36 protein-coding genes and 6 tRNA genes are annotated in these 24312 nt (G+C 60.1%); 6 read left to right on the top strand and 36 right to left on the bottom strand.

The window, feature by feature from the left end; translation table 11 throughout:
* Window positions 1–32: 32 nt before the first annotated feature.
* From NN4_RS47010 to NN4_RS31960, 14 genes are all read right to left on the bottom strand, one after another.
* Entirely contained in the window at window positions 33–353 is a 321-nt protein-coding gene (locus NN4_RS47010; RefSeq protein WP_147139242.1) for an HNH endonuclease signature motif containing protein, read from the bottom strand.
* Between the two features lie 13 nt (window positions 354–366).
* Window positions 367–1707 (bottom strand): RNA ligase family protein, encoded by a 1341-nt coding sequence (locus tag NN4_RS32015; RefSeq protein WP_147139240.1) that lies wholly within the window; start codon window positions 1705–1707, stop codon window positions 367–369.
* 2 nt (window positions 1708–1709) lie between these two features.
* Complete coding sequence (locus NN4_RS32010) at window positions 1710–2618, bottom strand: phosphatase domain-containing protein (protein ID WP_147139237.1); 909 nt, start codon at window positions 2616–2618, stop codon at window positions 1710–1712.
* A 1219-nt stretch (window positions 2619–3837) separates the two neighbouring features.
* A tRNA-Gln gene (locus NN4_RS45285) sits at window positions 3838–3908 on the bottom strand.
* Window positions 3909–3974: 66 nt separating this feature from the next.
* Window positions 3975–4045, bottom strand: a tRNA-Trp gene (locus NN4_RS32000).
* Window positions 4046–4090: 45 nt separating this feature from the next.
* A tRNA-Gln gene (locus NN4_RS31995) sits at window positions 4091–4161 on the bottom strand.
* Between the two features lie 6 nt (window positions 4162–4167).
* Window positions 4168–4240 (bottom strand) — tRNA-Lys (locus tag NN4_RS31990).
* Between the two features lie 142 nt (window positions 4241–4382).
* Window positions 4383–4455, bottom strand: a tRNA-Met gene (locus NN4_RS31985).
* A 66-nt stretch (window positions 4456–4521) separates the two neighbouring features.
* Window positions 4522–4659, bottom strand: a complete 138-nt coding sequence (locus NN4_RS45280; RefSeq protein WP_186818733.1) for a hypothetical protein — start codon at window positions 4657–4659, stop codon at window positions 4522–4524.
* A 196-nt stretch (window positions 4660–4855) separates the two neighbouring features.
* Window positions 4856–5209, bottom strand: a complete 354-nt coding sequence (locus NN4_RS31980) for a hypothetical protein (RefSeq protein WP_147139234.1) — start codon at window positions 5207–5209, stop codon at window positions 4856–4858.
* A 67-nt stretch (window positions 5210–5276) separates the two neighbouring features.
* Window positions 5277–5828, bottom strand: a complete 552-nt coding sequence (locus tag NN4_RS31975; protein WP_147139232.1) for a hypothetical protein — start codon at window positions 5826–5828, stop codon at window positions 5277–5279.
* Window positions 5829–5850: 22 nt separating this feature from the next.
* Window positions 5851–6147 (bottom strand): hypothetical protein, encoded by a 297-nt coding sequence (locus NN4_RS31970; protein ID WP_147139230.1) that lies wholly within the window; start codon window positions 6145–6147, stop codon window positions 5851–5853.
* Entirely contained in the window at window positions 6144–6365 is a 222-nt protein-coding gene (locus tag NN4_RS31965) for a hypothetical protein (RefSeq protein ID WP_147139228.1), read from the bottom strand. The genes NN4_RS31970 and NN4_RS31965 overlap by 4 nt, the downstream gene beginning before the upstream one ends.
* Window positions 6366–6411: 46 nt before the next feature.
* Complete coding sequence (locus NN4_RS31960; RefSeq protein ID WP_147139226.1) at window positions 6412–6678, bottom strand: hypothetical protein; 267 nt, start codon at window positions 6676–6678, stop codon at window positions 6412–6414.
* 204 nt (window positions 6679–6882) lie between these two features.
* On the opposite strand from NN4_RS31960, the gene NN4_RS31955 reads away from it, so the two are divergent.
* Genes NN4_RS31955 through NN4_RS31945 form a run of 3 tightly spaced genes read left to right on the top strand, consistent with a single transcriptional unit; the run spans window position 6883 to window position 8113 of the window.
* Window positions 6883–7338, top strand: coding sequence for a hypothetical protein (locus tag NN4_RS31955; protein WP_147139224.1), 456 nt, complete (start codon window positions 6883–6885; stop codon window positions 7336–7338).
* Between the two features lie 59 nt (window positions 7339–7397).
* Window positions 7398–7787, top strand: a complete 390-nt coding sequence (locus tag NN4_RS31950; protein WP_147139222.1) for a hypothetical protein — start codon at window positions 7398–7400, stop codon at window positions 7785–7787.
* Window positions 7784–8113 carry a hypothetical protein gene (locus NN4_RS31945; RefSeq protein ID WP_147139220.1) on the top strand — a complete coding sequence of 110 codons (330 nt, stop codon included), beginning with the start codon at window positions 7784–7786 and terminating at the stop codon, window positions 8111–8113. The genes NN4_RS31950 and NN4_RS31945 overlap by 4 nt, the downstream gene beginning before the upstream one ends.
* Window positions 8114–8407: 294 nt before the next feature.
* On the opposite strand, the gene NN4_RS45275 is transcribed toward NN4_RS31945, so the two are convergent.
* From NN4_RS45275 to NN4_RS46995, 21 genes are all read right to left on the bottom strand, one after another.
* Complete coding sequence (locus NN4_RS45275) at window positions 8408–8605, bottom strand: hypothetical protein (RefSeq protein WP_186818732.1); 198 nt, start codon at window positions 8603–8605, stop codon at window positions 8408–8410.
* An 876-nt stretch (window positions 8606–9481) separates the two neighbouring features.
* On the bottom strand, window positions 9482–10039 hold the full coding sequence (locus NN4_RS31935; RefSeq protein ID WP_147139216.1) for a hypothetical protein: 558 nt from the start codon (window positions 10037–10039) through the stop codon (window positions 9482–9484).
* Between the two features lie 33 nt (window positions 10040–10072).
* Window positions 10073–10624: a hypothetical protein gene (locus NN4_RS45270; protein ID WP_186818731.1), complete on the bottom strand. Its 552-nt coding sequence runs from the start codon at window positions 10622–10624 to the stop codon at window positions 10073–10075.
* 161 nt (window positions 10625–10785) lie between these two features.
* Window positions 10786–11271 (bottom strand): hypothetical protein, encoded by a 486-nt coding sequence (locus NN4_RS31925; protein WP_147139215.1) that lies wholly within the window; start codon window positions 11269–11271, stop codon window positions 10786–10788.
* On the bottom strand, window positions 11268–11510 hold the full coding sequence (locus tag NN4_RS31920; RefSeq protein WP_147139213.1) for a hypothetical protein: 243 nt from the start codon (window positions 11508–11510) through the stop codon (window positions 11268–11270). Before NN4_RS31920 ends, NN4_RS31925 begins: the two co-directional genes overlap by 4 nt.
* A 174-nt stretch (window positions 11511–11684) precedes the next feature.
* Window positions 11685–11915, bottom strand: coding sequence for a hypothetical protein (locus NN4_RS31915; protein ID WP_147139211.1), 231 nt, complete (start codon window positions 11913–11915; stop codon window positions 11685–11687).
* Window positions 11915–12094, bottom strand: coding sequence for a hypothetical protein (locus NN4_RS31910; protein ID WP_147139209.1), 180 nt, complete (start codon window positions 12092–12094; stop codon window positions 11915–11917). The genes NN4_RS31915 and NN4_RS31910 overlap by 1 nt, the downstream gene beginning before the upstream one ends.
* On the bottom strand, window positions 12091–12573 hold the full coding sequence (locus NN4_RS31905) for a hypothetical protein (RefSeq protein WP_147139207.1): 483 nt from the start codon (window positions 12571–12573) through the stop codon (window positions 12091–12093). Before NN4_RS31905 ends, NN4_RS31910 begins: the two co-directional genes overlap by 4 nt.
* 77 nt (window positions 12574–12650) lie before the next feature.
* On the bottom strand, window positions 12651–13076 hold the full coding sequence (locus tag NN4_RS31900) for a single-stranded DNA-binding protein (protein WP_147139205.1): 426 nt from the start codon (window positions 13074–13076) through the stop codon (window positions 12651–12653).
* Window positions 13077–14390 carry an AAA family ATPase gene (locus NN4_RS31895; protein ID WP_147139203.1) on the bottom strand — a complete coding sequence of 438 codons (1314 nt, stop codon included), beginning with the start codon at window positions 14388–14390 and terminating at the stop codon, window positions 13077–13079. It abuts the gene before it with no gap.
* Window positions 14347–14775, bottom strand: coding sequence for a hypothetical protein (locus NN4_RS31890; protein ID WP_147139201.1), 429 nt, complete (start codon window positions 14773–14775; stop codon window positions 14347–14349). The genes NN4_RS31895 and NN4_RS31890 overlap by 44 nt, the downstream gene beginning before the upstream one ends.
* 831 nt (window positions 14776–15606) lie before the next feature.
* Window positions 15607–15861: a WhiB family transcriptional regulator gene (locus tag NN4_RS47005; RefSeq protein ID WP_147139199.1), complete on the bottom strand. Its 255-nt coding sequence runs from the start codon at window positions 15859–15861 to the stop codon at window positions 15607–15609.
* A gap of 73 nt (window positions 15862–15934) precedes the next feature.
* On the bottom strand, window positions 15935–16498 hold the full coding sequence (locus tag NN4_RS31880; RefSeq protein ID WP_147139197.1) for a hypothetical protein: 564 nt from the start codon (window positions 16496–16498) through the stop codon (window positions 15935–15937).
* Between the two features lie 270 nt (window positions 16499–16768).
* Window positions 16769–17509 carry a hypothetical protein gene (locus NN4_RS31875; protein ID WP_147139195.1) on the bottom strand — a complete coding sequence of 247 codons (741 nt, stop codon included), beginning with the start codon at window positions 17507–17509 and terminating at the stop codon, window positions 16769–16771.
* Between the two features lie 77 nt (window positions 17510–17586).
* Window positions 17587–17937 (bottom strand): hypothetical protein, encoded by a 351-nt coding sequence (locus tag NN4_RS31870; RefSeq protein ID WP_147139193.1) that lies wholly within the window; start codon window positions 17935–17937, stop codon window positions 17587–17589.
* Entirely contained in the window at window positions 17934–18623 is a 690-nt protein-coding gene (locus tag NN4_RS31865; protein ID WP_147139191.1) for a hypothetical protein, read from the bottom strand. The genes NN4_RS31870 and NN4_RS31865 overlap by 4 nt, the downstream gene beginning before the upstream one ends.
* A gap of 15 nt (window positions 18624–18638) precedes the next feature.
* Window positions 18639–19349 carry a bifunctional DNA primase/polymerase gene (locus NN4_RS31860; protein WP_147139189.1) on the bottom strand — a complete coding sequence of 237 codons (711 nt, stop codon included), beginning with the start codon at window positions 19347–19349 and terminating at the stop codon, window positions 18639–18641.
* A gap of 184 nt (window positions 19350–19533) precedes the next feature.
* Window positions 19534–19929 (bottom strand): hypothetical protein, encoded by a 396-nt coding sequence (locus NN4_RS31855; RefSeq protein WP_147139187.1) that lies wholly within the window; start codon window positions 19927–19929, stop codon window positions 19534–19536.
* Window positions 19926–20732, bottom strand: coding sequence for an LbetaH domain-containing protein (locus NN4_RS31850; protein WP_147139186.1), 807 nt, complete (start codon window positions 20730–20732; stop codon window positions 19926–19928). Before NN4_RS31850 ends, NN4_RS31855 begins: the two co-directional genes overlap by 4 nt.
* A gap of 442 nt (window positions 20733–21174) precedes the next feature.
* On the bottom strand, window positions 21175–21330 hold the full coding sequence (locus NN4_RS47000; RefSeq protein ID WP_147139184.1) for a helix-turn-helix domain-containing protein: 156 nt from the start codon (window positions 21328–21330) through the stop codon (window positions 21175–21177).
* A gap of 14 nt (window positions 21331–21344) precedes the next feature.
* Window positions 21345–21539: a helix-turn-helix domain-containing protein gene (locus NN4_RS46995; RefSeq protein WP_371865779.1), complete on the bottom strand. Its 195-nt coding sequence runs from the start codon at window positions 21537–21539 to the stop codon at window positions 21345–21347.
* A 249-nt stretch (window positions 21540–21788) separates the two neighbouring features.
* Here NN4_RS46995 and NN4_RS31835 point away from each other — a divergent pair, with 249 nt between their 5' ends.
* The 3 genes from NN4_RS31835 (at window position 21789) to NN4_RS31825 (ending at window position 24131) form a co-directional block, all read left to right on the top strand.
* A complete protein-coding gene (locus NN4_RS31835; RefSeq protein WP_147139179.1) occupies window positions 21789–22283 on the top strand; it encodes a hypothetical protein in 495 nt (164 codons plus the stop codon).
* A gap of 92 nt (window positions 22284–22375) precedes the next feature.
* On the top strand, window positions 22376–22921 hold the full coding sequence (locus NN4_RS31830) for a hypothetical protein (protein ID WP_147139176.1): 546 nt from the start codon (window positions 22376–22378) through the stop codon (window positions 22919–22921).
* 16 nt (window positions 22922–22937) lie between these two features.
* A complete protein-coding gene (locus NN4_RS31825; protein WP_147139174.1) occupies window positions 22938–24131 on the top strand; it encodes a tyrosine-type recombinase/integrase in 1194 nt (397 codons plus the stop codon).
* A 10-nt stretch (window positions 24132–24141) separates the two neighbouring features.
* Here NN4_RS31825 and NN4_RS31820 read toward each other — a convergent pair.
* Window positions 24142–24215: transfer RNA gene (locus NN4_RS31820), tRNA-Ile, on the bottom strand.
* Window positions 24216–24312 lie beyond the last annotated feature (97 nt).

Here is a 24312-nt window from a genome sequence, read left to right as displayed (position 1 = left end):
CCCAATCCCGTGCACTTCCCCCGACGTAGTAGCTACGCCTTGCCCTCTAGCTGCCCCGTGCCGAACCAATCTCGCGTTGTCGGTAGTGCGTCGTGCACTTGCCGAGTTCCGTTGCCTCTGGAGCTGTTACAGCTGCGATGAGCTGCCCGCATCTCTCCGAGGATGTGACCGCCGAGTGATCGGGGGTTGATGTGGTCTGCTGTCCATGACTGAGCGTCGGTGTGCGGCAACGTCAAGTCGATTGGGTTGCCGCAGAGATGACAGATTTGTGATTGCTTGCGGAGCCTGTCCCGCGCTTTGCGGTATGCGCGACTGTCGAGACCTCCGCTTGGTTTACGTTTGCGTCTGCTCATTGCGCATTCCGTTCTATGGAACGCTGCTCACAAGTTCACCAGTGGACGCACGCGCTTCTACCGTGTCGGTTGCTGTGTGCGTCGCTTGTTCGGTGAGGCTTCCGAGTTCTTCCATGTCTATTGCGTTGTCGTCATCCAGCGACTTGGTTTCGTGCTCAAGGAAGCGGCTCGCTTTTGCTTTGTAGATGCGTGGTGTGAGTCCGTCTATGCGGACGATTACGCCTTCATCTACGGTGTCGCCTGGTTCGAGTGGTACGGCTCGATATCCCTGATCTGCGTAGCGTTTGTTCATCCACGCGTCAGCGTCGAAGTTCTCTGCGTATCCAGCCCACAGCAGCGGTACTGTCGCAAGCCCATGGTTTGTGCAGAACTCTTCGACTTGCGGCCATGACAGGTCAGTCATGAACCCTTGCGGGTTGATGGTGGCGACGCGGTACACGTACAGGTCGGATCGGCCCGGAGGTACCCCGTAGGTGTAGCCCGTCTGTAGTGGCGTGCCGTCTGGTGTCCATCCGATGAGTTCGCCGTACACCAGGTATCCGGAGGGTATGACCTCGTCGTATTTGCGTCCGGCGATAGTCCAAATGTCGGTGGTGTAGTAGTGCGCCTGGTCGGGGTTTGATGCGTCCTTGATGGCGCGTCGGCTGCCGTACACGTTCGCGTATTCGGTGGTTTGTACCGAGACGCCGAAGCGTCGTGCGAGACGTTCCCGGAGGGTGAGCTTGCGTTGCACAACGGTGCGCCCGAACCGCACGCTTGTTCCGTGCAATTTCTGGCTGACCCACAGGAAGTCGCTCGGTTCGATCCTGTTGGACATGCGGAAGTAGTTCGACGTGTCGAGATGTTCCGGAAAGTGCAACTTGTCGATACGTGAGGACTTCGGGGCCTGGTTTCCGCTTGTGCTCATGCCGTTGCTCTTGCGGGGACGCTCGTACTTGCGGACGATTTCAACTCCGTTCAGTACGTCGAATGTGTCACCTTCACGGAGCTCGCTCACGTCGACACCGGTGAACGCTAGAGATTCGAGTGGCATGAACAATGCGTTCGATGGATGCCCGCCGAGACGAATAGCTTTGACTCTCCGGTTGTCTTCGAGGTATCCGGTTACTTCGGGGTTCTCGTTCAGATCGGAGTGCCGGTACATGTTGTTTGCGGTGGCGTAGTCGTGCGACAGCTGACATTCCGCCGGGATGAACACGCCGAGTTCGCCCGGCTGCCATGCCTTGGGCACGATCGCTTCGTATCCGTACAAGGGAACAGAGACAATCTTGTCGCGTCCGGGAAGCGGTTTGATCACCCTGACTGCCGTGACTGTGGCTGCGTAGTTCGGGTTCTTGGGTGCGTCGAATTTCACTGTTAGAAGTCACCTTCGGCTACTTGGAAGCATTTGAGTCCGAGTTGTCGCCACATCGCTACGACACTGTTCCTGTCGTCAAAAACGCCGAGCACGTTGAACTGATGCCGGATGTGGGTGTTGAAGATTTCGAGCTTGACAATGTCGTCTCGGCGTACGTCGCCATGTCGGCGCATGTGCAGCGCGTCCGGTTCCGCCCAATAGCGGCGAATCCATTCGAGAGTCTCCGGACGGCAAATATCGGATCTGCCGGATACGACAATGAATTGAGCGTTCGGGTTGCCGAGTTTCAGCGTGAGCAGTAGGTCTACGACCTCGAAATCTAGGGAGTCCTCACCTACGCGCGTCCAGTCGAACGGGCCGCGCCCGTGCATGTGCGCGATGGTGCCGTCTACGTCAACGATGTACGCGTCCGGTTTGGTCGCGTCGTTCACGTACGGTTCCACCTCAAGCGCGGGCCGTGCTGTGATCGGCTGCCACTGGGTTATCGGGAACCGCTGTGCGATTCCTTCGATGGCGCGAGGGTCTGTGTACCGTCCGCCAGCTGCGCGCCGCGCTTCGTTGTGCGCCAGGCAGGTTGCAAGGTCGGATTCCATGTCGATCACGTGGAATCCGGCGCCGAGCTTGTCCGCCAGGGTCGCCCAGCGCTGCGCATAGCTCGTACGCAAGTTTGTGTCATCAACGACGGTTGAGTGCCCGGCCCTGATCAGGGTCCGTACGGCTTGTTCTTGCACTTCGGTGATGAGGTCTTCTTGTGGGTAGGCGAGTACGCCAGCGCCGTTGTAGAGGGTGGCGCGTAAGTCGTCGCGGGAGGGCGCTTTTACTCGGCGTGGTGCTTCAGTGACCCATTGCCGGGCGTAGGTTGTTTTGCCGCTGCCGGGCCACCCTCGCGTGATCACCAGATCAGGCATTCGTGGTTACCTCGATTTAGAACGCGCCGCAATCCCCTGCGCTGAACGAAGTGTCACAGCTGGGTGCACTGGGCGCGGTGTGAGTGGCCTCGACGGAACCGCCACCGAAGTAGGTGACCGGCGCGGCCTGGTCGTTGGCGCTACGGGGGGTCGAGCTGGTACGGGTCGGCTTGCGCTTGTTGCGGTTGAGCATGTTTGGCGTCCTCACGGTTGGTGTGCAGGTGTGATCGTTGCGAAACCTGTTAGTGCTCAGCCTGTTTCGTCACGCTGTGTAGTGCTCAATGGCTTAGCCACCCTTCGGTGTTTTTCGTCTGTCGCGTATCCGCGTCTTCGAACCGCTCATGCCGGATGTGGTCCCGAACCTTGTTGCGTTCTTGCCGACGCGTGTTGCGTCGCGAGAAGCCGCTTTCGTGTCGGTGTTCGCGGTAGTTGTCTCGGTCTCTGTAGGTGCGGCTCAACCCGCGTGCCTCCGGTCTCGATCGGGGTTAACTGCAAGTGACCCCGCAGTCCCAGCCGGCCGCGGCCGGCTGGCATATAACCGCAGGTCAGACGGGTTTTGCGACATCAGAATCGGGGTACCCACGCAATAACTCATGGCATGGGCGGATCGCGGACAACGCGGCTTCTAGCGCTCGAATGCGCGACACGTAATAGGTGCGCGCCAACATCTCTGCGACGTTCGACGCTTGCGTAACCGGCTGTAGGTGATCAGGATTCACGCAACGGGCGACGCTGCAACGGTGGTGTGCGGCCATGTCCCCGAGCGGATAACCTAGGCGCGCTTCCAGAACGGCCCTGTGAACGTCGATTGTGCGGCGCCCGACAGTGACCCTCGGATACGGGTCCTTGGGACGTAGCGGCCAAATGTGGCAGCCGGAAACGGGGTCGACATGAGCTCTCGCCCGAACCGTTTTGATGATGGCTTTACGGTCGCCTGATTCGAGGGCAAGGCGTAGGGGTGAGCGTGTGAACATCTCACCCCCGCGACTGTCACCACTGGCTAGACGGAAGGTGTGGAGTAGGCGCGTAGCGGCGCCTCGTTCTTAAGTTCCAAGCAAGCGAACGTCCGCCCGGCGGATGCCTCCATATGCCGGGTGACCCTTCGACGTACCTAGTCGCGCAACGGGACATGCCCTTGTACCGACTTGGAACCTCCACAACGCGGCGGGGAGTGCATGCCCCTGTTGCCCCGTGAACTCCCTGTTCACGGACCGCTAAGCACGGTAGGTCGGATTCGAACCGACGTTGCCCCCTCAGCGGGAGAGTCCTAGGCCACTAGACGACTACCGTTATTTGTCCCCCTGGTTAGCTACTTCCAGAGTTTTCAGCTCGTATGCATCCGAACTGATGGACTAGCACGAATGGCAGGAATCGAACCCGCGCCAACGGTTTTGGAGACCGCCGCTCTACCACTGAGCTACATCCGCTTACCCTCACGACGAGAACCCTCTACGCCGCAGCAGCTTTCAACGCTCCCCCGCCAGGTTTCGAACCTGAACTATCGGAACCAAAATCCGATGTGCTGCCGTTACACCACGGGGGAAACGAGTGGGCGCGCAGGGACTCGAACCCCGAACCCGACGATTAAAAGTCGCCTGCTCTACCAGTTGAGCTACGCGCCCGGCTTGCCGTGACCCCTCCGCACGGCAAAACGCTCCGGATATTCACCCACTACCGGATTGGGTTGCTTGTGTCCTCTAGCGGACCGGAGTTGAACCGGTATCCCGTGCCACACTCGCTAGAGGTTGGGTACCCGTGGCTTCGTTGGCATGGGTGGGCTCGAACCACCGCGTTCCGGCTTATGAGACCGGCGCTCTACCCGTTGAGCTACACGCCTGTATGGCCCGGTGTCGGCCGGAGGTTGCCGAAGCTCCCCCGGCCGACACCGGGACGCCCCGAAGGGCTAGAGGGCGCTCAGAATCGCCCCCAGGATGGGAAGAACGAGCTTGCCGATAGCGACGGCAGCCTTACCGATCTCCACCCACTGATCAAAGCTCATGCCTGCACTCATGATTTCCTCCAAACGTTGATTGCTGACCACGCCTCAATCGCACGCCGATGCCACACCCCAACATCGGGGGGAAGCTGCCAGCTCTCCACTGGGGAGCGGTATAGAAACAGCAAGACCCCCGGTGCCGCGCTGGCGTCCGGGGGTCTGCGATGCATGTATTTAGTTGTCGTTCAGCACCTTTGCTTGGTGCTGCGAGGCGCTTACGGCCTGCGGTCTGTCCCGCTGTCTACAAATCTACCAACTCAGCCGTAGCGCGACTAAACGGGTTGTTGACCTCGAAGAACCGAACATACTGTTCACCATCACAAAGGATGTTCACAACAGCAATGCTCTCGTGCGCCGCACTGGGCTTCCCCTCGCCATCGGGCGTGTACGTGAAGTGCACGGAATCAGCAGTTCTGAATTTGCGTGCCCATCCTTCCAGAGCGGAAACCATGGTGTCCACACTGACTTGCCCGTGGTTATGGTCGTACTCGCGCGTCCCGTCACTAAAAAGCTCGGATTCCCGGATAACCGCCCCATTCGGAAGCGTCTTGGCCGCTGCGATCGCGTCGGTTCCGTAAAGCGTTACTGTGCGCATAATGTTTGCTCCTTGTCGGAATATGGAACGAGCGTAACAGCTACGCCCTATCCTGTATAGGGTCTATTCAGTTGCTCGACTGTGTGGTCTCTTCATCGTTGGGGAACCAGTAGGCGAACAGCGTCTCTTCGCTCAAATCCTGCACCTGAACCAGCACACCGGCGCGCGTCACTTCGAACCTTCCGGGGTCCGACTCGCAATGCGCTATCGACTTTCGCGCGTCGTCAACCGATACGGAACCGGACCCGCTGTAGACATCCTTCCGAAATACGCGGATCTGAACCTGTTCCGTTTGTTCGTCCAGCTTCAGCGTCTTACCGAGGGCGGTGAGCTTGGTTTCCCACATCCGCCGACGTGTGCCGGTTCGCGTAAGCCAATCGTCGTAGTCTGACCACACTTTGACTTCTGTACAGAGCCCGAGACGCGCGAACGCTTTAACCGTTGAAAGATGGATGCCGCTTGAGTCGCCAATGGTCCCAGATTCATGTATCGCAACCTCGGTATCCGCTAATGTGCCGTTCTCATTGAACGGTCGCACTTTGCGGCTCGTCCCTGCTTCGATGTTGCGCATGCGTCGAAGGATCTGAATTTGTTGCGGTGTCAGCTTCAATTCGGCCATGGCGTACGCCTTCTGTTGCTCCTCACAGCGTTTCGCTCTTCTCGGCATCTATCGCCGCAGCAGCAAGGTAGCGCTTGAAGTCGTTTCGCACTATCACTTCGGCTTCCTCCTCCGACAGACCTTGCGCGACAGTCAGAGCGTGCGCGGCGGCCAAGCGCAAACCCTCGATCTTCCCTGCCGTGCGCGCCTTAGCGGTTGCCGTTTGCTTCTGTGCAGCCACCCGGACTTGGAAACCACCTGCGACCCCGATGCACCAGGCGTAATGCCGGTTGACTTCGTCTGTCAATTCCTGCGCAAGCCAGTAACGTTCAGTCTTCATGCCGCGTTATCCCGCTTCCGGCGCTTCTCCACGGGCCAGTCGTACACCTTCAGATCCATGTTCGGCTCGTCAAAGTCCCACGCTTCCAACTCGTCGCGCTTACGGGACAAGAAGAGATGAATATCGAGCGAAGACGATTCCGTGCCCATGTCGAGTAGCAACCACGGACTGTTTTCGTCTTCCCTGCGCTCGACAGTCCACGTGTAGGTGTACGTCACGGCTCCGACTCCTTCCGATGTTGAGGCGATTCTAGCAGCATCGCGCCTATCCAATTTCGTATCCCTTTCCTATGAATTCAAGCATGCGTGCACCTACACGCAATGCGTTTTCGAGCTTCCACGCGATGAAATAGCCCGGATGCCGCTTACCGCGCGGAGCATGCGACGGGAACACGTCAATATGGAAGCCGTCGCCATGCTCGGTCACATGAGCTACACCGTTCTCCGTGCTGAGCAACAGCATTGCGCCATCGATGCCGATACGGCCGTCGAGAAACACGTATCCGTTGCGCGCGTCATCCTGAGTGATCATTGGGTGCGTTCTTCCTGTGCGTGGGAAACGTTATGAATGCATGGAGTTGCCAACGCAACCCGCACCATTGCCGGTACGGACCACGTAATCAACTCAAGCGAGTTCGACTGTATAGGGTCTATACAGCCAGCGCAACCGATAGCAGAACTTCAGATCAATTCAGACCGCTGACATACACAAATCCCCTGCGTATAGTCCCTATACATGCCGACAGACCTGATCGAACTACGCCGGGCGGCGATAGAGGCCCTTCTAGCGCGCCGAGACACCCCGGACCACACGCCGTTGCCGGATGTCGAGCACGCAGTTACACAAGCCCTGCTGTCCGGCGTCGACGCGGTCACGATTGCGACGGGCGCGGAGGTTGCCGACCCGCTCGAACTGCTCCCCTTCTTGACACCAAGCGTTGTCGCGGATGACCAGCAACGCGCAGTGATCGAGCTGCGTGCAGCCCTGCTACGAGGCCAGTACGACGCGGCACAAGACCGACTGAGGGACGTACGCGCGGCGCTGAGTGCGGAGATGACCGACCTGAACGCGAACGGCAAGGGCGTACCAGAGACGCAGCTGGCAACGATGTTCCGAATGACCAGGCCCACCATCCGGAACTTCCTCGGAAAGGCCAGCCCGAACTTCAAGTCATCGAGAAAGAACCGTTGACAGTCCTGTATAGGGTCTATACAGTCGCACTGGAACGAACACGCCAGGGAGGAAAATTCATGTCGACCACGATCAAAGCGGCCACAGAGACCGACAGCGAAACCATGATCTTCGGTACCGGATTCCCGGCAAACTGGTCTTGGTGGGTGAGCCTCGATCGAGACTGGGAGTATCCGGCTGAATTCCCGTTCGATGCCCCCGCAGGCTGGATGTGGCGTGTCACCATCGAGGACCCCACGCGGGACGGCGAAACCATCACGAAGGAAATCCGGCACAAGGATCTCATGGCGGCATTCCGGAAGATCAGTGGCAAAGATTTTGAGGCGAGGGCCAGCCTCAAGAAACAGTGCCGGAATATGCTGTTGAACGTGGATGAGGCAGACATGGACGCGGTCGACGCTGACGCGGTGCTTCAAGTCGCGATGCTCGGAGACATCGCTTTCGGATGACCGAACCACGCAGCGGAAGCAACCGGGTCGAGGTGATCGTCAGCGGCACAACCTATGACGCTTGCCTTGACCCAGGTTGCTCCGAATTTCACCGCGAGAATCCAGATATTCCAGAGCCAGAATTCAAGCGTGTCGGCCGAGGATGGAGAGCCCACTACGGCCAGCTCGATACCGAAAAGATAGACAAGCTTCTGTATCACCTCGAGCTGCACGTAGACAATTTTCTAGGGCCTGATGTGGATGAGTTCACCCGTCGACAGGGACGCGCAATCAGAAAAGACTACGATCGAATTACCGCTATGATCAAAACGAACAAGGGGAACTAGCATGGCGCCATTCACGACGACAACGTGGGCAGATTTCCCGCAGGGGCTGAACGCTCGGACCGAAATGCACTGGCCGAACCAATCAGACCTGGCGCACGAACTGCAAGACCTTACGAGCATGGATCTCGACAGGTGCAGCATGCTCATATCTGCGTCGCTCACCGGCAATCCGATCGTGCTTACCTGGAACAGTGGCACTGAGCAGACAACAACAACGGTGATAGTGACCGCCCTGCACGTACATCCGTCTAACGCTTCCGCGAACCGTATACGGGTGCAGTACTGGGGGTTCGGTCACGACATCTGGCTACCTAAGATCATCAGCGCCAGCTTTCCCGAACTCACCCTTACCAACGTGGACACAGAGGCAATCGCATGAGCACCATTGAGCAGCGTCGGCAACAGCTTCGACGGTACATCTACAACAATTTCGAGCAGGTCTATCCGCAGGACTGGACATTGGGCCAGTGCACGGATTTCGTCAAGGCTCATCAGGGGAATCTAGACGAAATCGTCAATCAGAAATTCGACTAGTACCAAAAGAAGAAGGGCCACCCCAGCATCGCGGGGTGGCCCTTCTCGCGTTCTAGACCGCTAGCGCCAGCTGTCCGGCGCACGTCGGCACACGCGGGTGGCGTGGTCGCGTCACTCCGCGCCGGTAGTTCTCGGCCTGAGCGTCCCGCACAGCGATCAACTCGTCTCGCCGGTACATCCGAGCACCGTAGCCGCTCTGGCACGTGAGCAAGCCGCCTAGTCGCCAATCCCTGATAGTCCATCGTGACCGGCCGGTGAGCTCTACCGCTTCGGCCTCTGTGAGCCACGTGCGCGCGATCTTCGGTTGAACGGGAAGGTCTGCGCCGCGAACACTTGTCGGGTTTGGTTGAGCGGCGGACGATTCGGCAATCTCACGCAGTCGCATCAATGCGTCGAGCACTGGTTTACTCCCACAACATAATTAGAAGTTGATTAGTCTCTTTACCCCTTCGGGGCCTGGTGATTCTTCAAATGGCGTGTAGGTGAACCTTCACTCTTCTACCGCTCTCGCTTCGCTCGTTTGGTGTCTCGCTTCGCTCGACATAAGGAATAGTCGCATGCCCCCTACCGAGTGTTGTAAAGCCGTCGCGGCCACCGACTTACGACATAGCGAGACTAGAACCCGTCTGCCAGCACCAACATGACGTTGTGAGGTCAGTCACAGTGACATGGTAGGGACGCCGCTGTTTGATTCCGTGAACCACGACCACCCCAGATCCACCCCGAACTACCCCACCAACGAGAAAAGCCCCCCAGAGCGAATCTGAGAGGCTTTTCAACGGGGGTAATCACGCCCCCGGCAGTACCTACCACCGGAAGATCGCGCCACCAATACTACGCGAACAGAGCGCCTTGCAACTCCGGACCCGGTTCAGCACGAACCTTCTCCGCCAGCGGCCACCGGCGTTCAGACCGGCGCCGAACCTTCTCGACATCCGCGAACATCTCCACCACCCAACCGCGAGTCTCGAACTTCGGCAGCTCCGCCGACAACCAACGCGCCGCGAACACAACAACACCGGTATCCCCGGCGCGAATCATGCGCGCAACCCCGTGGTTGTCACGATGCACTGGTCCCGGCAGACGCCGCAGCCCCGCATATGCACACCAGCGCGAAAGCATCCTCAGCTCCGCGTCGGCCTGGTCTATCGCGTCTACATCGCACGGCGCTTGCGAACTCGCGCCATTCGGGTTCGATCCTTCCCGATCGATACGCGCGCCTCGTTCAATGTTGGCCCTGATCCACTCGACCATCCGGGGCGTTTGATCAATCAGAAATGCCAGCCGGTCCGTGCAGTCACGGCATAGCCAGCTGCCCGGCCTCCACACCATCACCGGTTCCGCCGACGTGTGCCGAGCACACCGCAGCGACGGCACAACCTGACCGTTCACGCGTCGCCCTCCACCACAAACGTTTTCACTGCCTCATGCATCGATGAGACCTCCTCTCTGATTGCGTGCGGTCACCCACTCACCACGGCTGTTCATGTCTTCATCCACCCGCAGGGAAGTCACCGCATCGTGGTTGTCGGCGGGATGTGCGGAATGTGCCCACCAACCACCAGTAGGAGCTGCGAGCCAGTTGATACGCCCGCCGCAGTCCTCACACTGTGTCCAAATATCAAGTGGCGTACCGTATCCGGCGCGACGCAGCAGTGTCAGGAACTCACGCAACGGCATTACCGCAAGCTGTTCAGCCGGGTCTGTGATGCCTTTCCGCTTCCAGATGAGAAACCCGAGCTCGGCGCGTGAGTTCTTGATCTGGTCGCTCAGGCCATCGAGCCATTCCCGCCAACGCGGGGTGACGACGTTCTTCGCTTGCCCGATCACCCCCGGCGCCGTCCCCACCAGGGGATCTAAGTGGAAGTCTCCGCCGTCACGCTCGTAACCTGCCCTGGTTCGTTCGGCTCCCGGAAATCCGTTCGCCCGTAGGTATTTCAGCAAAGCGCGCTCGTAAACGTCGCCCTTACGTTTCATAGCGTTCGGCATGACTGCCCTTCATCTACACATCCGCATTCGATGGTTTTGTCTGGTCGGATCGGAGCCGTGCGCCCGCACAGCTCCGTCACGATGTCTGCTGCAAGTTGGGTGGCCTGCGCGTCGCTGAGACATGTAGGCCACGTGCACGGACGAGACATCTACGGGGCAGTGGTGGTCACGGATGTGCCATCGCGGTAGGTCCATGTCAGCGTGTCGTTGGCCGCCGAGCATTCATAGATGCCGGACAGCACGGCGTGCGCGAACGTCGCGTACTCCATTTTCTTCGGGTGCGGAAGACTGTCGAACGTCGGAAACTCTGTCGCACCATCGAATTTCGGGTTACGAGCTCGAAGCGCTTCCCATCCTTTGCGTGCCGCAGCGACACCGCCGACGCTGGCTAGCTCGGCTTGCTGTTCACGCTCGATCTGTTCTTTTTCAAACAGCGCGACACGACGCAACATGTCGACACGCAACCTTGCGACGCTGTCCGCCAAGGTGTATTCGCGCTCTAGCCGCAAAACATCAATCGCACCATCGAGCCGTGCGATATCTTCGACGGTTGACGCGATCCGGATATCCATGTTTCCCCAATCTGTTCGTGCCATGTCCCGCAGTTCCGTCAGAAATTCGAAGCTGGCACTCATGATCTCCCGCCGTTCATAGCGTGAATACGGTCCCGGATGTACACGTCCCGGAATTGACGCATGAACGCGGACAACGGCGACGTGATGAACGGGTCATCGTTGTAGGTATCGATCAAGCCGATCACGCGATCGATGATTGCCGCATCACTGAACAAGGTGGCAACGTCGGTCACAGATCCGACCGCGCTGGTATCGGGTGCGATCTGCACGCGCAGAGCCGCAGCCTGTACTTCAAACAATCTTTCCCTCAGCTTTCAAACGACGAATGACTTCTGATGTCGCCGGTTCCAGCATTCGACCGGACCGCAACCATTGATCAAGGCCACGATTAGGAGTCGCGACCAACGGTGCGCCGGTTGGTTCCGGCGTCACCTTCTCCCCCGCTCTTTTCGGCAACGCGCCCCCCGTTAACCTCAGTCGCCGATGTCGACGTAAGGCACAGGCACACCAGGGTTCTCCCGGACCCACCGCAGCCGTAGCAACCTCAGTGCCTCTGCGAGTTTGGCGTGCGCCTCGAGTACTTCCGTGGCGGCAATCGTCGCGTCCAGATTCGCGGTGATCTCCGCTTGCAGGGGTCCGTACAGCGCGCGAAACTCTCCCTCCGTTATCCGGTCCTTCGGTTCCGGGTACGCAAGAGGAGACATCAGACGGTCACCTTCGGAATCGGCACGTCGGGGTTCTCTTCTCTCCACTGTTCACGCAGCACCCGCATTTCAGAAACGGCGCGGTCCATGCGCCCGCGAGCCTCCTGGAAGACCGGTCGGGCTTCATCAAAGACCGCGATTTGCTCAAGAACACGCGTCGTGTATTCGTCCTCGGTCATTGCCCACGCTCCAACGCCTTCACCATCTCAGTGGGAACCAGGCGGAACGGGCCACGCTCCGCGACCGCCAACTGTCGAGCATGTTGCCAACCGTGCACACTCAGATTGCCGAAAGACCTTGCCTCAACGGCACGGCCGCCAGTCGGCGTGAATCGGTAGATAGTCCACGGCCCTACACCCTCAGCCCAGAAATAGCGATCGGACGGAAGATCTGCCACCGCATCGAACTTCTCATGATCGATGAAATCGCGAGCTACCCCGGCCAAGTACGGCCACACGCCACTTTCACACATCTGCTCAACGTTGCCGCTGTGGGTTTCTTGCAGCGCAGTCGCCAACGATGCATTGAACTCGTCGCTAGTCATGCGCTTCGACACGAAGTCAATCGTGCGCGCGGGTTCGGGATAACCGGCGTGGCGCAGCTCGGCAGCAAGCCGCCCAAGTTCGCTGGAGCTCCACGACAAATCAGCCAATCTCATTGTCTTACCTCCCTTAGATATAGAAAAGGTGGGGCACCCTCGACGGATGCCCCACCTACAGAACTGTCACATGACGGTTAGATGCCGCCCGAATCTTCCGAATCCCACGGGCTAGCCGCGCCGCCGCTCGACTTCCGGCCGGACTTGCCGCCGCTGCCGTTGGAGCCCTTGCGTGGCGCCGGGCCGAACGAATGAATCTTCATCTCAACGCTTTTGCGCTTCGCGCCCTCACCATCGGTCCATTCTCGTTCGTACACCACGCCGGAAACGAACACCTCGGTCTTGGTCTGGACGTTGTCGGCAGCCCACTCAGCGAGCGGACCGAACAGCGCAGCCCGGACAACGATTTCGTTCGTCTTCTTCCAATCACCGGACTGCTCATCCTTGTAGGACTGCGAGAATGCAAGCGGCATGTTCAGCACCGCTTGCCCATTCGGCATCATCCGCAAGTCGATATCGCCGATGATGAAACCGGTACCCGAGGAAATCAAAGCTGTTGCCATTTACTTGTTACTCCATTCGCTTGCTCTGTCGAAATATTCGTCGTCAGGCCACCACGGGAGCAATTCGCCCCATCGAAACGATGTGGGCCAACACCGTTCCTCGCGTGCACCACGCCACGCCACAACATCCACGTGTTGAGCGCGACCATTCACTAGCGCTTTTCCCTCACTTGGCGCGAGACCGAACCCGTACTCACTCCACCTACGCCACAGAGACGAACCGATGGGGCGCATATTCCGGCGTCCCGCTACGTCCGTCCCGTTGCCGCTGTGCGCTTCGGTGAACAGCGTGAACCCGTGCCGTTCCCTGAGCCCGTCTATGCGCCAGGCGATTTCACGCGCGGCAGTCTCAGAGCTTGGGTCTTGGTGATGGAGCTTGTACAACGGCCCGAGCACCAAAACGTCAGGCTCCCAAGCGGATACATGATTCTCCAGCCATGCCGCGTCAGCGGCGTTGCACAGATCGATTCCAGCCGGGCGCATGTCGATAGCGATCCGATCCGACCAGCGAACCGGGTCGGCTCCCGCCTGCTCTCTGACCTGGTCGACTTTGCGAGTGATCCACCTGTACCGGCGCCGTGACTGTGCCGCCGAGTTCTCGCAATCGATCACCAATACGCGGTGCGCCGGTTGATTCGGCATCACGTCCGCCGTGAACGGGTGCACCCCGCCAGCGATCGTTGCCGCCATCTGCGAAATGAGCACAGACTTGCCGCCGCCCTCACCGCCCGTGAGCACCAACCGTTCGCCATGCTCGAGCACTCCGGGAACCAGCCAGTTGTACCGGTCCTCGACCGCCAGAAATTCACCCAGCGGTGTCGGGCCGATCGCGTTGGCCGATGGGGTCACAGTGGATTCGGCTCGGTCGAGCCCGCCGCGCAGCTGCGCTGTGATCGCTCGCACGTCCGCAGCCGCATCCGGTGATTCCAGCGCCCCTAGAGCGTCCCTGAGCGATCGAATCAGGGTCCGGCTGCCCGCGTGCCGTTTGATGGTCTCCGCGAGCCTAGGAGCCGTTTCCGGCTGCCATGCCTCTTGCGCTACCTCGGTTAGCCACTGGTCCGTGACAACAGCCTTGCCACGCCGCGCCAACTCACCATGAACAGTGACCGCGCTGACCGGAATGTCATCACGGAACATGTCCCCGATCACGGCTGCCACGTCCGCGTGTGCAGCTTGGAACCAGTCGCCAGCACGCAACGTCAGGAACGTGTCACGCGTTTGCGGGTGGGTGAGCGCTAGCCCGATCAGCGAGCGCTCGGCCCAGACATCACTAGGCGCTATCAAGGTGCACGCTGCGCCGGACCTCGATCGCACGCCCCGGCTTAGGAATCAACATCAACCGGTCAGCCGCCCGCACCGAATCGCCCCACGAATGCCTGTGGTCCTGGTGCTGCTGCACGATGTCACCCCAGTCAGCCATTTCGGGACTAATCCCGTAGTGCCGCAGGACGATTCGCGCGCTCGGCGCCAGTTCCCATTCGTCGTCTGTGGTGTACTCCGCCGCGTCGATCGCGTGCAGCTCGTTCGCTGGAACACCGCACGCGATGAGCGCGCCGCCGATCAGGCAGTCACCACACCACTCGCCGTCACGGCCGTAGCGGACGTACGTGCACCCCTGAGTGGTGCGATACACGTAGTCCGGACTTTCCGCCGCCAGTCGGCGCACATGCTTTTCGAATGTTTCGCTCTCGACCTTCATCTACCCTCGTCCCCGTATTTCTCACGGAACCCGGCTAAGAATTTTTCGGATTCCTTGTCTCGCTCGGCCCGCTTGTGACACGTGGCGCACATCCCGCCAGCGCGATGCAACGCGCCGGTCTCGCCGTTGAGTTGTTGCTTTCGTGTCACCAAAGGTCGTTGACACTCAATGCATTTGGCTGGACGCGACCCTTTCGGCGCTACCGTCGTGAGCCTTCCGCTAGTGCGTTCGCGGATGTAGCACGCGTTGCAAAACCCTTGCCCCCGGTGTCTTTTCAGGTCTTGCGGCAACTGTTTCGACCGCGATTGCGTCAGCGTTGCGGCGCACCCTCTACAGCGACGGTCGTACTTCGCCGCGCGCTCGTATTCCGCCGCGTCCGATGACGCGGCCACGCCAGCGATAGCCGCCAGCCGGGCAACTGGTGATTGCCGGACCGGTTCGGCTGCCCGCGCAGCCGCCCGCGAGCTGCGCCGGACGCGTGACGAGCACCGCGCACACAAACCCCGGTGGTCGTGCACTTTGCCGGGCGCACCGTCACGCTTCTGCCGACGGGTGATCAACGGTTCACAGCATCCCCGGCAATGCGAGGGCGGCGCCCCAGCCTTACGCGGCGCCGCCCTCGCGGCTGCCGAATAGCAACTGTCACAGAGACCGCGTCCACGATGCCTGCGCACCCACTGCGGTAGTTCGCTCACGCGCGCCACCGGCAGCAACGGGACCTCACACGACAGGCAGCTACGGCCGTACTGACGTACGCGCTCGATGATGTCGGCATTACAGCCCGGTTGTGCGCCCGCGATGGACGCCAGCGCCCGAATCGCGTTCATCGGCTTAGGTGGGCACTCCGGCGCGAACCACGCCGGACACCTCGATAACGTCGGGTGGTTCGTCGGTGCCCAACAGAGCCGTCATGTCTATCGGTTCGATTGCGTCAGAAGCGCATTCGACAGGCACAGGGCAACCGGCACACAAGCGGGCAGCAGCGGCGTCCCGGTTGTTCGCTGGCAGATTCTCGACGTACCACGCGGACGGATTTGCGCCGGGCTGAGTGCACAGCCCCCGCGTCCGCCAATCGGCTACAGCCATCCGTCAACCACCCCGCACAACACGATCACGCACGCAGTCATAAAGACCCATGCAAGGAACTCCCACAGGCCCATCACGCGGGAACCTCAGCCGTACGGGTCGTCATCTCCTGCAACAGTTTCGACAGCGCTTCCGTGTCGTTGGACGCGGTCGGTTTGCCTGCTCCGCCGCATTCCACGAACAGCGCAATCAACTCCTCGGGGTTCATTCCGGAAGCCTTGAAAGCCTCAACCACCTTGCCCCGCAGTTCATTCAGTGCAGCCGCTTCGGCCTCCTGTTCAGCCTTGCGGTTGCGGACTTCCACCGCAGATGCGATCCCCCGCTTGGTGTCGACAGCCATTGCAGCCACCATCGCCCGACCCCACGCGCTTGTTTCGGCGTTCTGAATCTCCGACCCCTTGGTGTATGGAGTCCGGCCCGGAAACGGTTCCTGAGCGACGCCGATTCCTGGTCGAGGATCGTGCGGGGTTCGATACGCGGCAGCCGCGTACGTGATCACCGTTTGCCCGTCAATGTTCTCGACCTTGTACGGCTCGGCCGGATTGACAGGCTGCAAAGAGCCCTCCGGGTACTTCGTTCGGAACTCGACAATGCGCTCCGGAACTTCCACATACTCATCGTTCTTTTCAAAGCCCATCTAACTAACGCACCTTCCACAACAGCGCGATGAACGCGGCAGCCGTAGCCGTCCACGCAACCGCGCACATGATCAGAGATATATGCAAAATCGTTGCCAGCATCAATGTGGGCTCTCACGCGGTCCGGGTGCTACTTATCCGGAAATCGCCACAGCCACAGGAGAACACGCGATGTCCGTCACGCCAGTTCACCGCGACCGTGAAGCACGCACAGTCGGGCTTGTCTTCAAACGAGGGCAACGCCAGTACTTCGGAAAAATGAGTCAAGCTCATGAGATTCGCTCCAACTTTGGAATCTTGCGGATTTCCCGCACGTCGAGTGCCGTTTGCGCGGCTTCCCATCCGCGCGTCAAGTCCAGCCAGTAGAGGTCACAGCGGTACTCGGTCCCAATGGGATTGAGCGGCAGATGAATCAGTACACCGCGTTCCTGGTCGACTCCGCCCGGCCACAGGTCGGACCGCTCATCAGCACGCAGGTTGTAGCGTTTACCCCGCGAATAGATCGCGGTCTGAGTGGTCACGCCAAGCGGATAGTCGGGTTCGTTCGCGCCCGTCTTGATGTCCGCGACATGCACGCGTCCGTCGATTTCTACCAAACGGTCAAGCGACCCAGCGGTTTTCAGCTCGTCCACCGCAACGAACACTTCCGTATCAACAACCTTGACACTCAGGTCAAGCATCACTTTCCGGTACGCGTGCAGCGGGTGCACTAGTTTCGCTGGAACGAATTCCGGCCACCGGCCGTCATCGATTACTTCCGTGAACTCATGAACGCTGGTGCCCTTGTTGGCCTTCTGCCCCGCTCCAACCGCCGACATTGCTTGGTCGGCAATCTCACGCAGTGCGGTCCTGTTCTTCTCATACGCTCGGTCGCCATCTCGCGACAGCAGGGAAGCCACACGCGCGTAGAGAGATTCGTCTTTGACCAATCCCAACATGGTCATGGACCGCTGCCAACGCGCCAGCGTCGAACCATCATCCAATGCTTTCGCCAAGGTGGATGCACGCATATAGGCTGCGCGTTCCCCACCGCCCGGAGGGATCAATAGTGGGCGCCCCCACCGGTCACGTTTAGCCGTGTAGTCCGTCACAAATACCCCTCATTCGGCATTGCCGCTCGCATCATGCGATCGTTTTCGATTGCCGTTCGCGCGAACAGCGCATAGCGGAGCTGAAATTGCGCGGGCAGCTCATCGAATGCCAGCTTTCGCAACGAACCGGCCAATCCCGCGTCACGGCACGTCAACCACGCGAGCGCGGCAACACCCCGGAACGGCTCGACCGCGTCGGAGAGCGCAGTAATTTGCGCCTGCTCATCGATTGCTTGTCGCACGTGATCACGGATCACCAGCAGCGCGGACGCTGCATCTGGCCGCATGTTCCGTGCGATGTCTGTTGCCCGGTCGATTGCCTCGATGTCGTCCTCTGTGTACGTCATCGCTGCCACGTCACCCCGTAGCCTTCGATCAGCGCACGCACACCCGAATCCCTCACCCTCACAACGGCGTTGCGCCCGGTGTCCGGGTTCGCAGGCTCAGCGATTACCAGGTGCGGCGCACCTTCACGTGTCGGCAGATTCAACCCGTCAGTCCAGCCGATCGCGTACAGGCGGGCCTTCAATCGGCGCTGACCTGATTTGATGCCGTGCGCCTTCAAGACCTCCGCCGCGTCGGCAAGCGAGTACTCGGCAGGCTCGGCAGACGCCGTTGCCGTGTCCGGCTTCACTGCGTAGAGGGGGCCGAACGCTGTTGCTTCGGTGAGCAGTTGCGCCCATGTCTTGGCAGGCACGCCCCACCGTTCGCCCTGCACGTCATTGACATACAGCTGCCAGCCGTCCGCCCGTCGCTCGTAGGTATCACCCGACCCTGTGGCGACGAAACGCACGTCGTTTGGCTCAGGGTCGCCATCGGTGAATTCCCAAGAGTTATTGCCTGTTTCCGCCTGCGCCGCAACGGCAGCATCCGACGTGTCCGACTCCAACAGATTCAGCGCGGGCAGGTTGAACGGGAAGAGTATTGCGTCCGCGTAGAACTCGCCTTGTTGCTTCAATTCTCCTAGCAGATGGTCAATCACCTTGGCCTGCGTGTACGCGACGTACACCAACTTGTCGTCCGTGCTTGTCATGGGTGTGTTCCTTTCTTACCGGCGCCGTTCCGCCGATTGCATGGTGCGAGTGATTTCGGTGTCGGATAGTCCGATCGAACGTGCCGCGTCCACGATTGCGGCGAGAGCTTCCGGGCTGGCGCCCTCTTCGAATGCGCATGCGAACGCCCAGAACAGGATGTTGTTCCGTTCGCCCGGTTGAGCTTCCGAGACGCGCTTAGCGAGCCCGGTACTGTCGCTTGACTTCGCGTGTTCCGTTGTCCGCGTGAGACGTTCGTCCGGTATGCGGATGCGGTCGCGTAGGTGATGGGGCAACTGCTGTATTGGTGCCTGGTTGATCCATTGGTACTTGCGTTTGGTTTCGGGGTGAATGGATGGAGGCGCGACGACGTAGCCCGTGTGTGTCTTCACGTCGACGCCGGGCGCGTCGATTACTTTGCCGCGTACCGGATGTGGGTAGCGCAGCCACATATGCCAGCCGCCCGAACCTGTGCGCGCTGTCCGGGTTGGCGGTATATGCCCCAAGGATTCGACTGTTCCCCCATTACGAGGGTCGATGTCGAGAATGACGATGCCGCGCGGGGGCCGTAGCCCGATGTTCGCGAACGGCCATCGCTGCCACCACTCTTCGATGACGGATGCGTCGGTGGTGGCATCATCTTTGCCGTGCTCAGTGAGTGGGATCTTCCCGCGAAGGGGGATGACGTGAATGTTGGCCCGCGCATAGGCCAACGCATGAGCGAGCATATATCCCTCATCTAGTGAGATTGTTACTCCGTGAACGTGAGCGCCATGTCTCGCGCCAACCGTTCGAGCTGTGTCGGCAGCCCGCTGAAACGTGGGTCGCTCACTGCGTCGAGATAGTCAGCTACGGCCCGCTGGGCATCTTCGATAACCGTGATGTCATCGCGTGTGAACGCGGGCACCGCGATCACTGCGCCAACCGGAATGTCATGGTCGGCACGCGTGTGTGCTCGTCATAGGGTTCGTTGAACGCTCCGGCTATCCCATCGAGGACACCGACCGCGTATGACGGCAACGGCAGCTCGATACGGTTCGTCGCGTGGCAGCCAACCAAGCTCAGCGCATAAAGGGCGACACCGTGGCCCTGTAGTGAGTGGGACAGGATCGCTTGCTCAGCGTCGGCCCGCGCTACCTCCGGCGTGTCAGCTACACCGTTCCCGACTGCCAGCCCCGCATGCTGGACAACCCAGAACGAATCGAATGCGAGTGTCCACGCGTCCGCCACATAGCCGCCGACCTGCAACCGGTAGTCACTGCCGGGCCGACGTTCCCACTCCCCCGACACCGTTTGAAGAAGGTTCACGACTGGACCGGCTTCCAGCCGGAAACGCGGACACGGCACAGGGATTCAAGTGCGGCGTATTCGGCCTTCCATCGCGCATGCTCGTGCGCATTGCCGTGATACCAACCATCAGTGCGCTTGCTTACCTCTGCGGCGAGCTCGTCAATCGTGCCTGTCCAGCACCCGACGTGAAGAACGTGGCCGGTCCTGGTGCGAAACAAGGTGACCCCAGCGCATTCGCTTCCGATAGGGCCTACCTCGAAAAGGTCCTGCGGGTCCACGATGTAAGCGTCGTGGTCGATTTTCATTCGGCCGTAGATCCGAGCTGCCCCGCTGACGTACGCAAGACCGGCCACTAGTGCGTGACCACTCACCATTGCGTCATAGTCGATTTCGGCTTGTCCGCCGACGCGAGCGCTATCCGTGATGACAACATCACCACGAATGCGTGCAGCACCGAACACGCGTGCGTCACCCTCGATGCGGGCATACTGGTCTACTTCTGCGCTTTCGCCAACAGCGGCCCGTCCACTGACCGACGCGTAGCCTCCGATTCGCGCCTGTCCGGAGACCTTCGCGCCTTCCGAGACTGTTGCGTTGTCCAATACTGTTGCGCTGTCTGTAACTACGGCTTCACCGAACACGGTGGCGTCGCCGCCGACCCACGCGGCGCCGGTTACGTTGTTGATGTGTTCTACCCATCCGCCGAGAGTTCCAGCGGCTACACCGTGGCGGGGCAGGTCTTCTGTTGCGCGGATGCGCCGCAGCGCTTTACCGGCCGAGTAGCCGCGCCGCGATTCTTCTGTGAGCTCGAAATATGTCATTGTTGTTCCTTCCTCCATGCCTTTTCGGCCGTGTCTATGACCCGACTTCGCACGGGTCGCACCCCGAATGGGTGGCATAGACTCTCGGTCTTTCCCGAGTGTCAAGAGAATTCCGCTCGACCAACGAGCCTTGCCATTGGCGAGCTAACGTCGTACGTCGGTCTTTCCCTCCACCGCCCGGACATGTCGACGGGCAGCAGGTCTAGCCGCTCAATCGCGGCCATACTCAACCGATTTCACACGGGACGCACATGCGTATTCGCAGTGGTGCGCCACTTCGGCTATCTCTATGAATTTTTCAAACGACACGTTCACCCGGTTTTCGGCATGGGTGTAGCCACAGCGAAATGCGTTGGGGAACAAAGGAATGACGAACCGATCAGTGAATCAGGTTCGGTCGCGCCCTGACCGGGAGTCGAACCCGGTCATGCACCGTGCAGGGCTATCTACCTTTCAGCCACACGTCTAGTTCCCAGTCACGGAACCGCCAGCACGCGCCGGGCGTGCGCTGGTGTCCGCGTAGTTCACCCGCACGGGCTGCGCTGCGAATCGTCCACGGGCTACGTCGTGTGTAGTGCGCCGCCTCAACAACAGTCATCCAACGTTCGGCCACTACGCGGCCGTCCCGCACGCCCGGCGCCGTGGCACCACGCGGACAATTTTGTCCATGCTCAGCCCCGTCGCCAGCGCAAGACTCGCGATCAAAACGCCGCTGGGCTCAGCGCCTCGACGTACCCGGCTGAGGGTCATGTGACTGACACCCAACGCCGCAGCTAACGCCGTGTCACTGGTGAAACCCCGTGCCACCCGCACGCCGTCAAGCAAGCCCGGCGTGATCTGCAATGTTGAAGTTCCGATCTTCAAACCCACCCGAAAAACCCTCTCTCACCTGGTCTTTCAACCAACCGCCTCGATCTGGTGATGAGTCAACCACCGGCTGAACAGTTTTGCAAGCGATCTTGAACAGATGTGTTCAACAGATTCGTTCAGCCCGGAAGCAAAAGCCCAGTTCACCCAGGTTGTAGGTTGCACAAATTTGTTGCAGACTTGCTGGTTATGGATACACCGGAGCAACCAACAGAGCAGTCCGCCTGGCTCGATTGGTACGACTCGATCACCGGCGGCAGTGCTCAGACCCAGGTAGGCGCCACGATCGGACGCAACCACTCCTATGTGCGACGCAACCTCGAGGTTCCTGCGCCGGGATGCGAGCCGGTGCTATTGTTCGCACACACGTTCGAACAAAATCCTGTGCTCGCTCTGATCTACGCCGGGCACGTGACCGCAGGGGAGGTCATAGCGGCAGCTCTCACGCTCGACCCGGACGCGTCCTCGACGCCGGACCTGATCAAGGTCATACAGGCAGCTACCGCCGAGTTATCGAAACGTCTTGGTAACGAAGAGGATTCGAGCGTAACAATTGCGACGGAAAATACGACACCCGGCAGCAACGGGGCACAAAGATCATCAAGCGACCAGAAAGAGCAAGACACGGCCGCAGCAAAGCGCCAGGATCGGCGTGCACAGCTAAGAAGGGGATTACTGGAGTGATCGACACAATGGCCGCTCTCGCGGCCTGCGTCGTTGCAGCGGCGGGGGCACTCATGCGTCACGGATCATGGACACGCCCGCGCAGTCGGCCAATGACCATCGGACTTGCATCTCTCAGCCTTTATTCGGGCATACAAGCCTTACCTAACCAGATACCGACCATGCTCGAATGGGTCGGCGAAGCAACCGGAATCGTCGGACTATGCGGTCTATGCGTACACGTGGCGCTGGCCTGGTCAGCGCGGCGTACCGCTGTCGGAACCCTGCTAGCAACGGCGCTTCTGATCGCCATGTCGGTAGCCGCCTACGCGGGCCTCAACCGGACAGGCATGCTCATCTACGGAGCATTGATCAGTAGCGCCATCTTCGCGACCGGTTTTATCACCATGGCCTCTACCTTCGCGGTTCTTCCGACACCGGGGTTCGGTCGAATCACTTTGGCACTCATGGGACTATCCGGATTCCTGGTGTCCCTCATCGGCGTATACGGCTTCTTTTCATCCCCGGTCGGCTACCCCGCATCTGATCCAATCGCGTTCAAGGGCACCGCGATTGCGATTTGCCTGTACGGGCTCGCGCCGATCGCTTCACGCGTTCTCAACCGCCGAGCCGCATCAACCGGTGCGGCCAGAGTATAAGAAAAGGAGATATTCAGTGCCCTCAACCGAGCAACTGCCATCCGGCAAACACAGGGGCATCTATCGCGACGGCGCCGGGAAGCGCGCATACGTACCCGGAACCTTCCCGACACAGCAGGAGGCTTACCGCAAGGCCATAGCAGCGGAAGAGAAGGCCAAGACCGAAGGGCCGCGCCGCGAATCGGAATACGCGAAAGCCGTCAAATGGGGTGACATCCGGGATGATTGGCGCAAGGCACGTCGAGTCAGCGCGGGAACTGCCCGACGCGACGACAGCCGCATCAGCAACCATCTCGAACCCCGATGGAACGAGGAGAACGTCAGGAAGATCAGTACCCCGGACATTCAGCGGTGGGTTGATGACGACTTGATCATCAAGGCGGGGCTATCAGCGTCGTCGGTCGCCAAGTGCGTTCACAACCTCAGTTCCTCCATGGCCTACTGCGTGGAGAAAGGCATTCGCGACGACAACCCGTGCAAGGGCGTGATCCTGCCTGACATACACCCTCTGCTGCCGAAGTTCATCGAGGATGACGCGCACCATGCCGTTCGACGGACCCTGCCGCAGGAGTACCAAGACGTAGTCGACGTGCTTGATGACACGGGCATGCGACCAGGCGAAGCGGCTGCACTGCACGCGGAGGACATCGACCGTAAGAACCGAATCGTCTATATCAACTGGTCCTATGACCCCAGCACGCAAACCATTCAAGAGTTGAAGGACGACGAGTGCCGAGCGGTACCGTACGGCAACCGCGCCGCTGCCGTCTTCGATCGGCGCCTTAGTGAGAACGGGTATGGGGAACCGCCGACGATGGTTACCTATATTCAAAGGTCCCGGAGGGTCGAAACCGGGCTGATTTTGCGTCAGCCGAACGGCCGCCCCTACTCCGATTCCGAGCTTCGGAAGTCGCTCCGCGCCTCGGCGAGGATCGCTTACGTCGGCAAGGGTCGGGAACGTCGGAACGTCGGCAGGATGACCCCGTACATGTGGCGACATCGCTACGCCAAGCGCATGTTGCTCGGCGGGCTGTCCATCGATGAGCTGTCGAAGTTGATGGGACACAGCAGTATCGACACCACTAAGAAGTGGTACGGGCATTTGGCCGAGAAATCGTGGTCGCTCGTGCGTGCCATCCTGAACGACCGGCAAGACACGACCGGGCATTGCCCTAGCTGTACTTGCGCTGAGCGCTCAGCGGCAGCATGAGGGGTGTTTGTGCGCGGGGCGGGGCTCGAACCCGCGACCTACCGATTATGAGTCGGCGGCTCTAACCGACTGAGCTACCCGCGCATGGGGATGAACCTACCAGGATCATCATTTGGGGGACGAATCTAGTGCACGGTCCCATATCTGTCCCACGGACATAGGTTGACCTGCACTTTCTCGC

Origin of the sequence: Nocardia ninae NBRC 108245 (genome assembly GCF_007990755.1) — a bacterium.
Classification (GTDB): domain Bacteria; phylum Actinomycetota; class Actinomycetes; order Mycobacteriales; family Mycobacteriaceae; genus Nocardia; species Nocardia ninae.
Note: the sequence above shows the minus strand (reverse complement) of the source record. Positions and strands in the feature narration are given on the sequence as shown.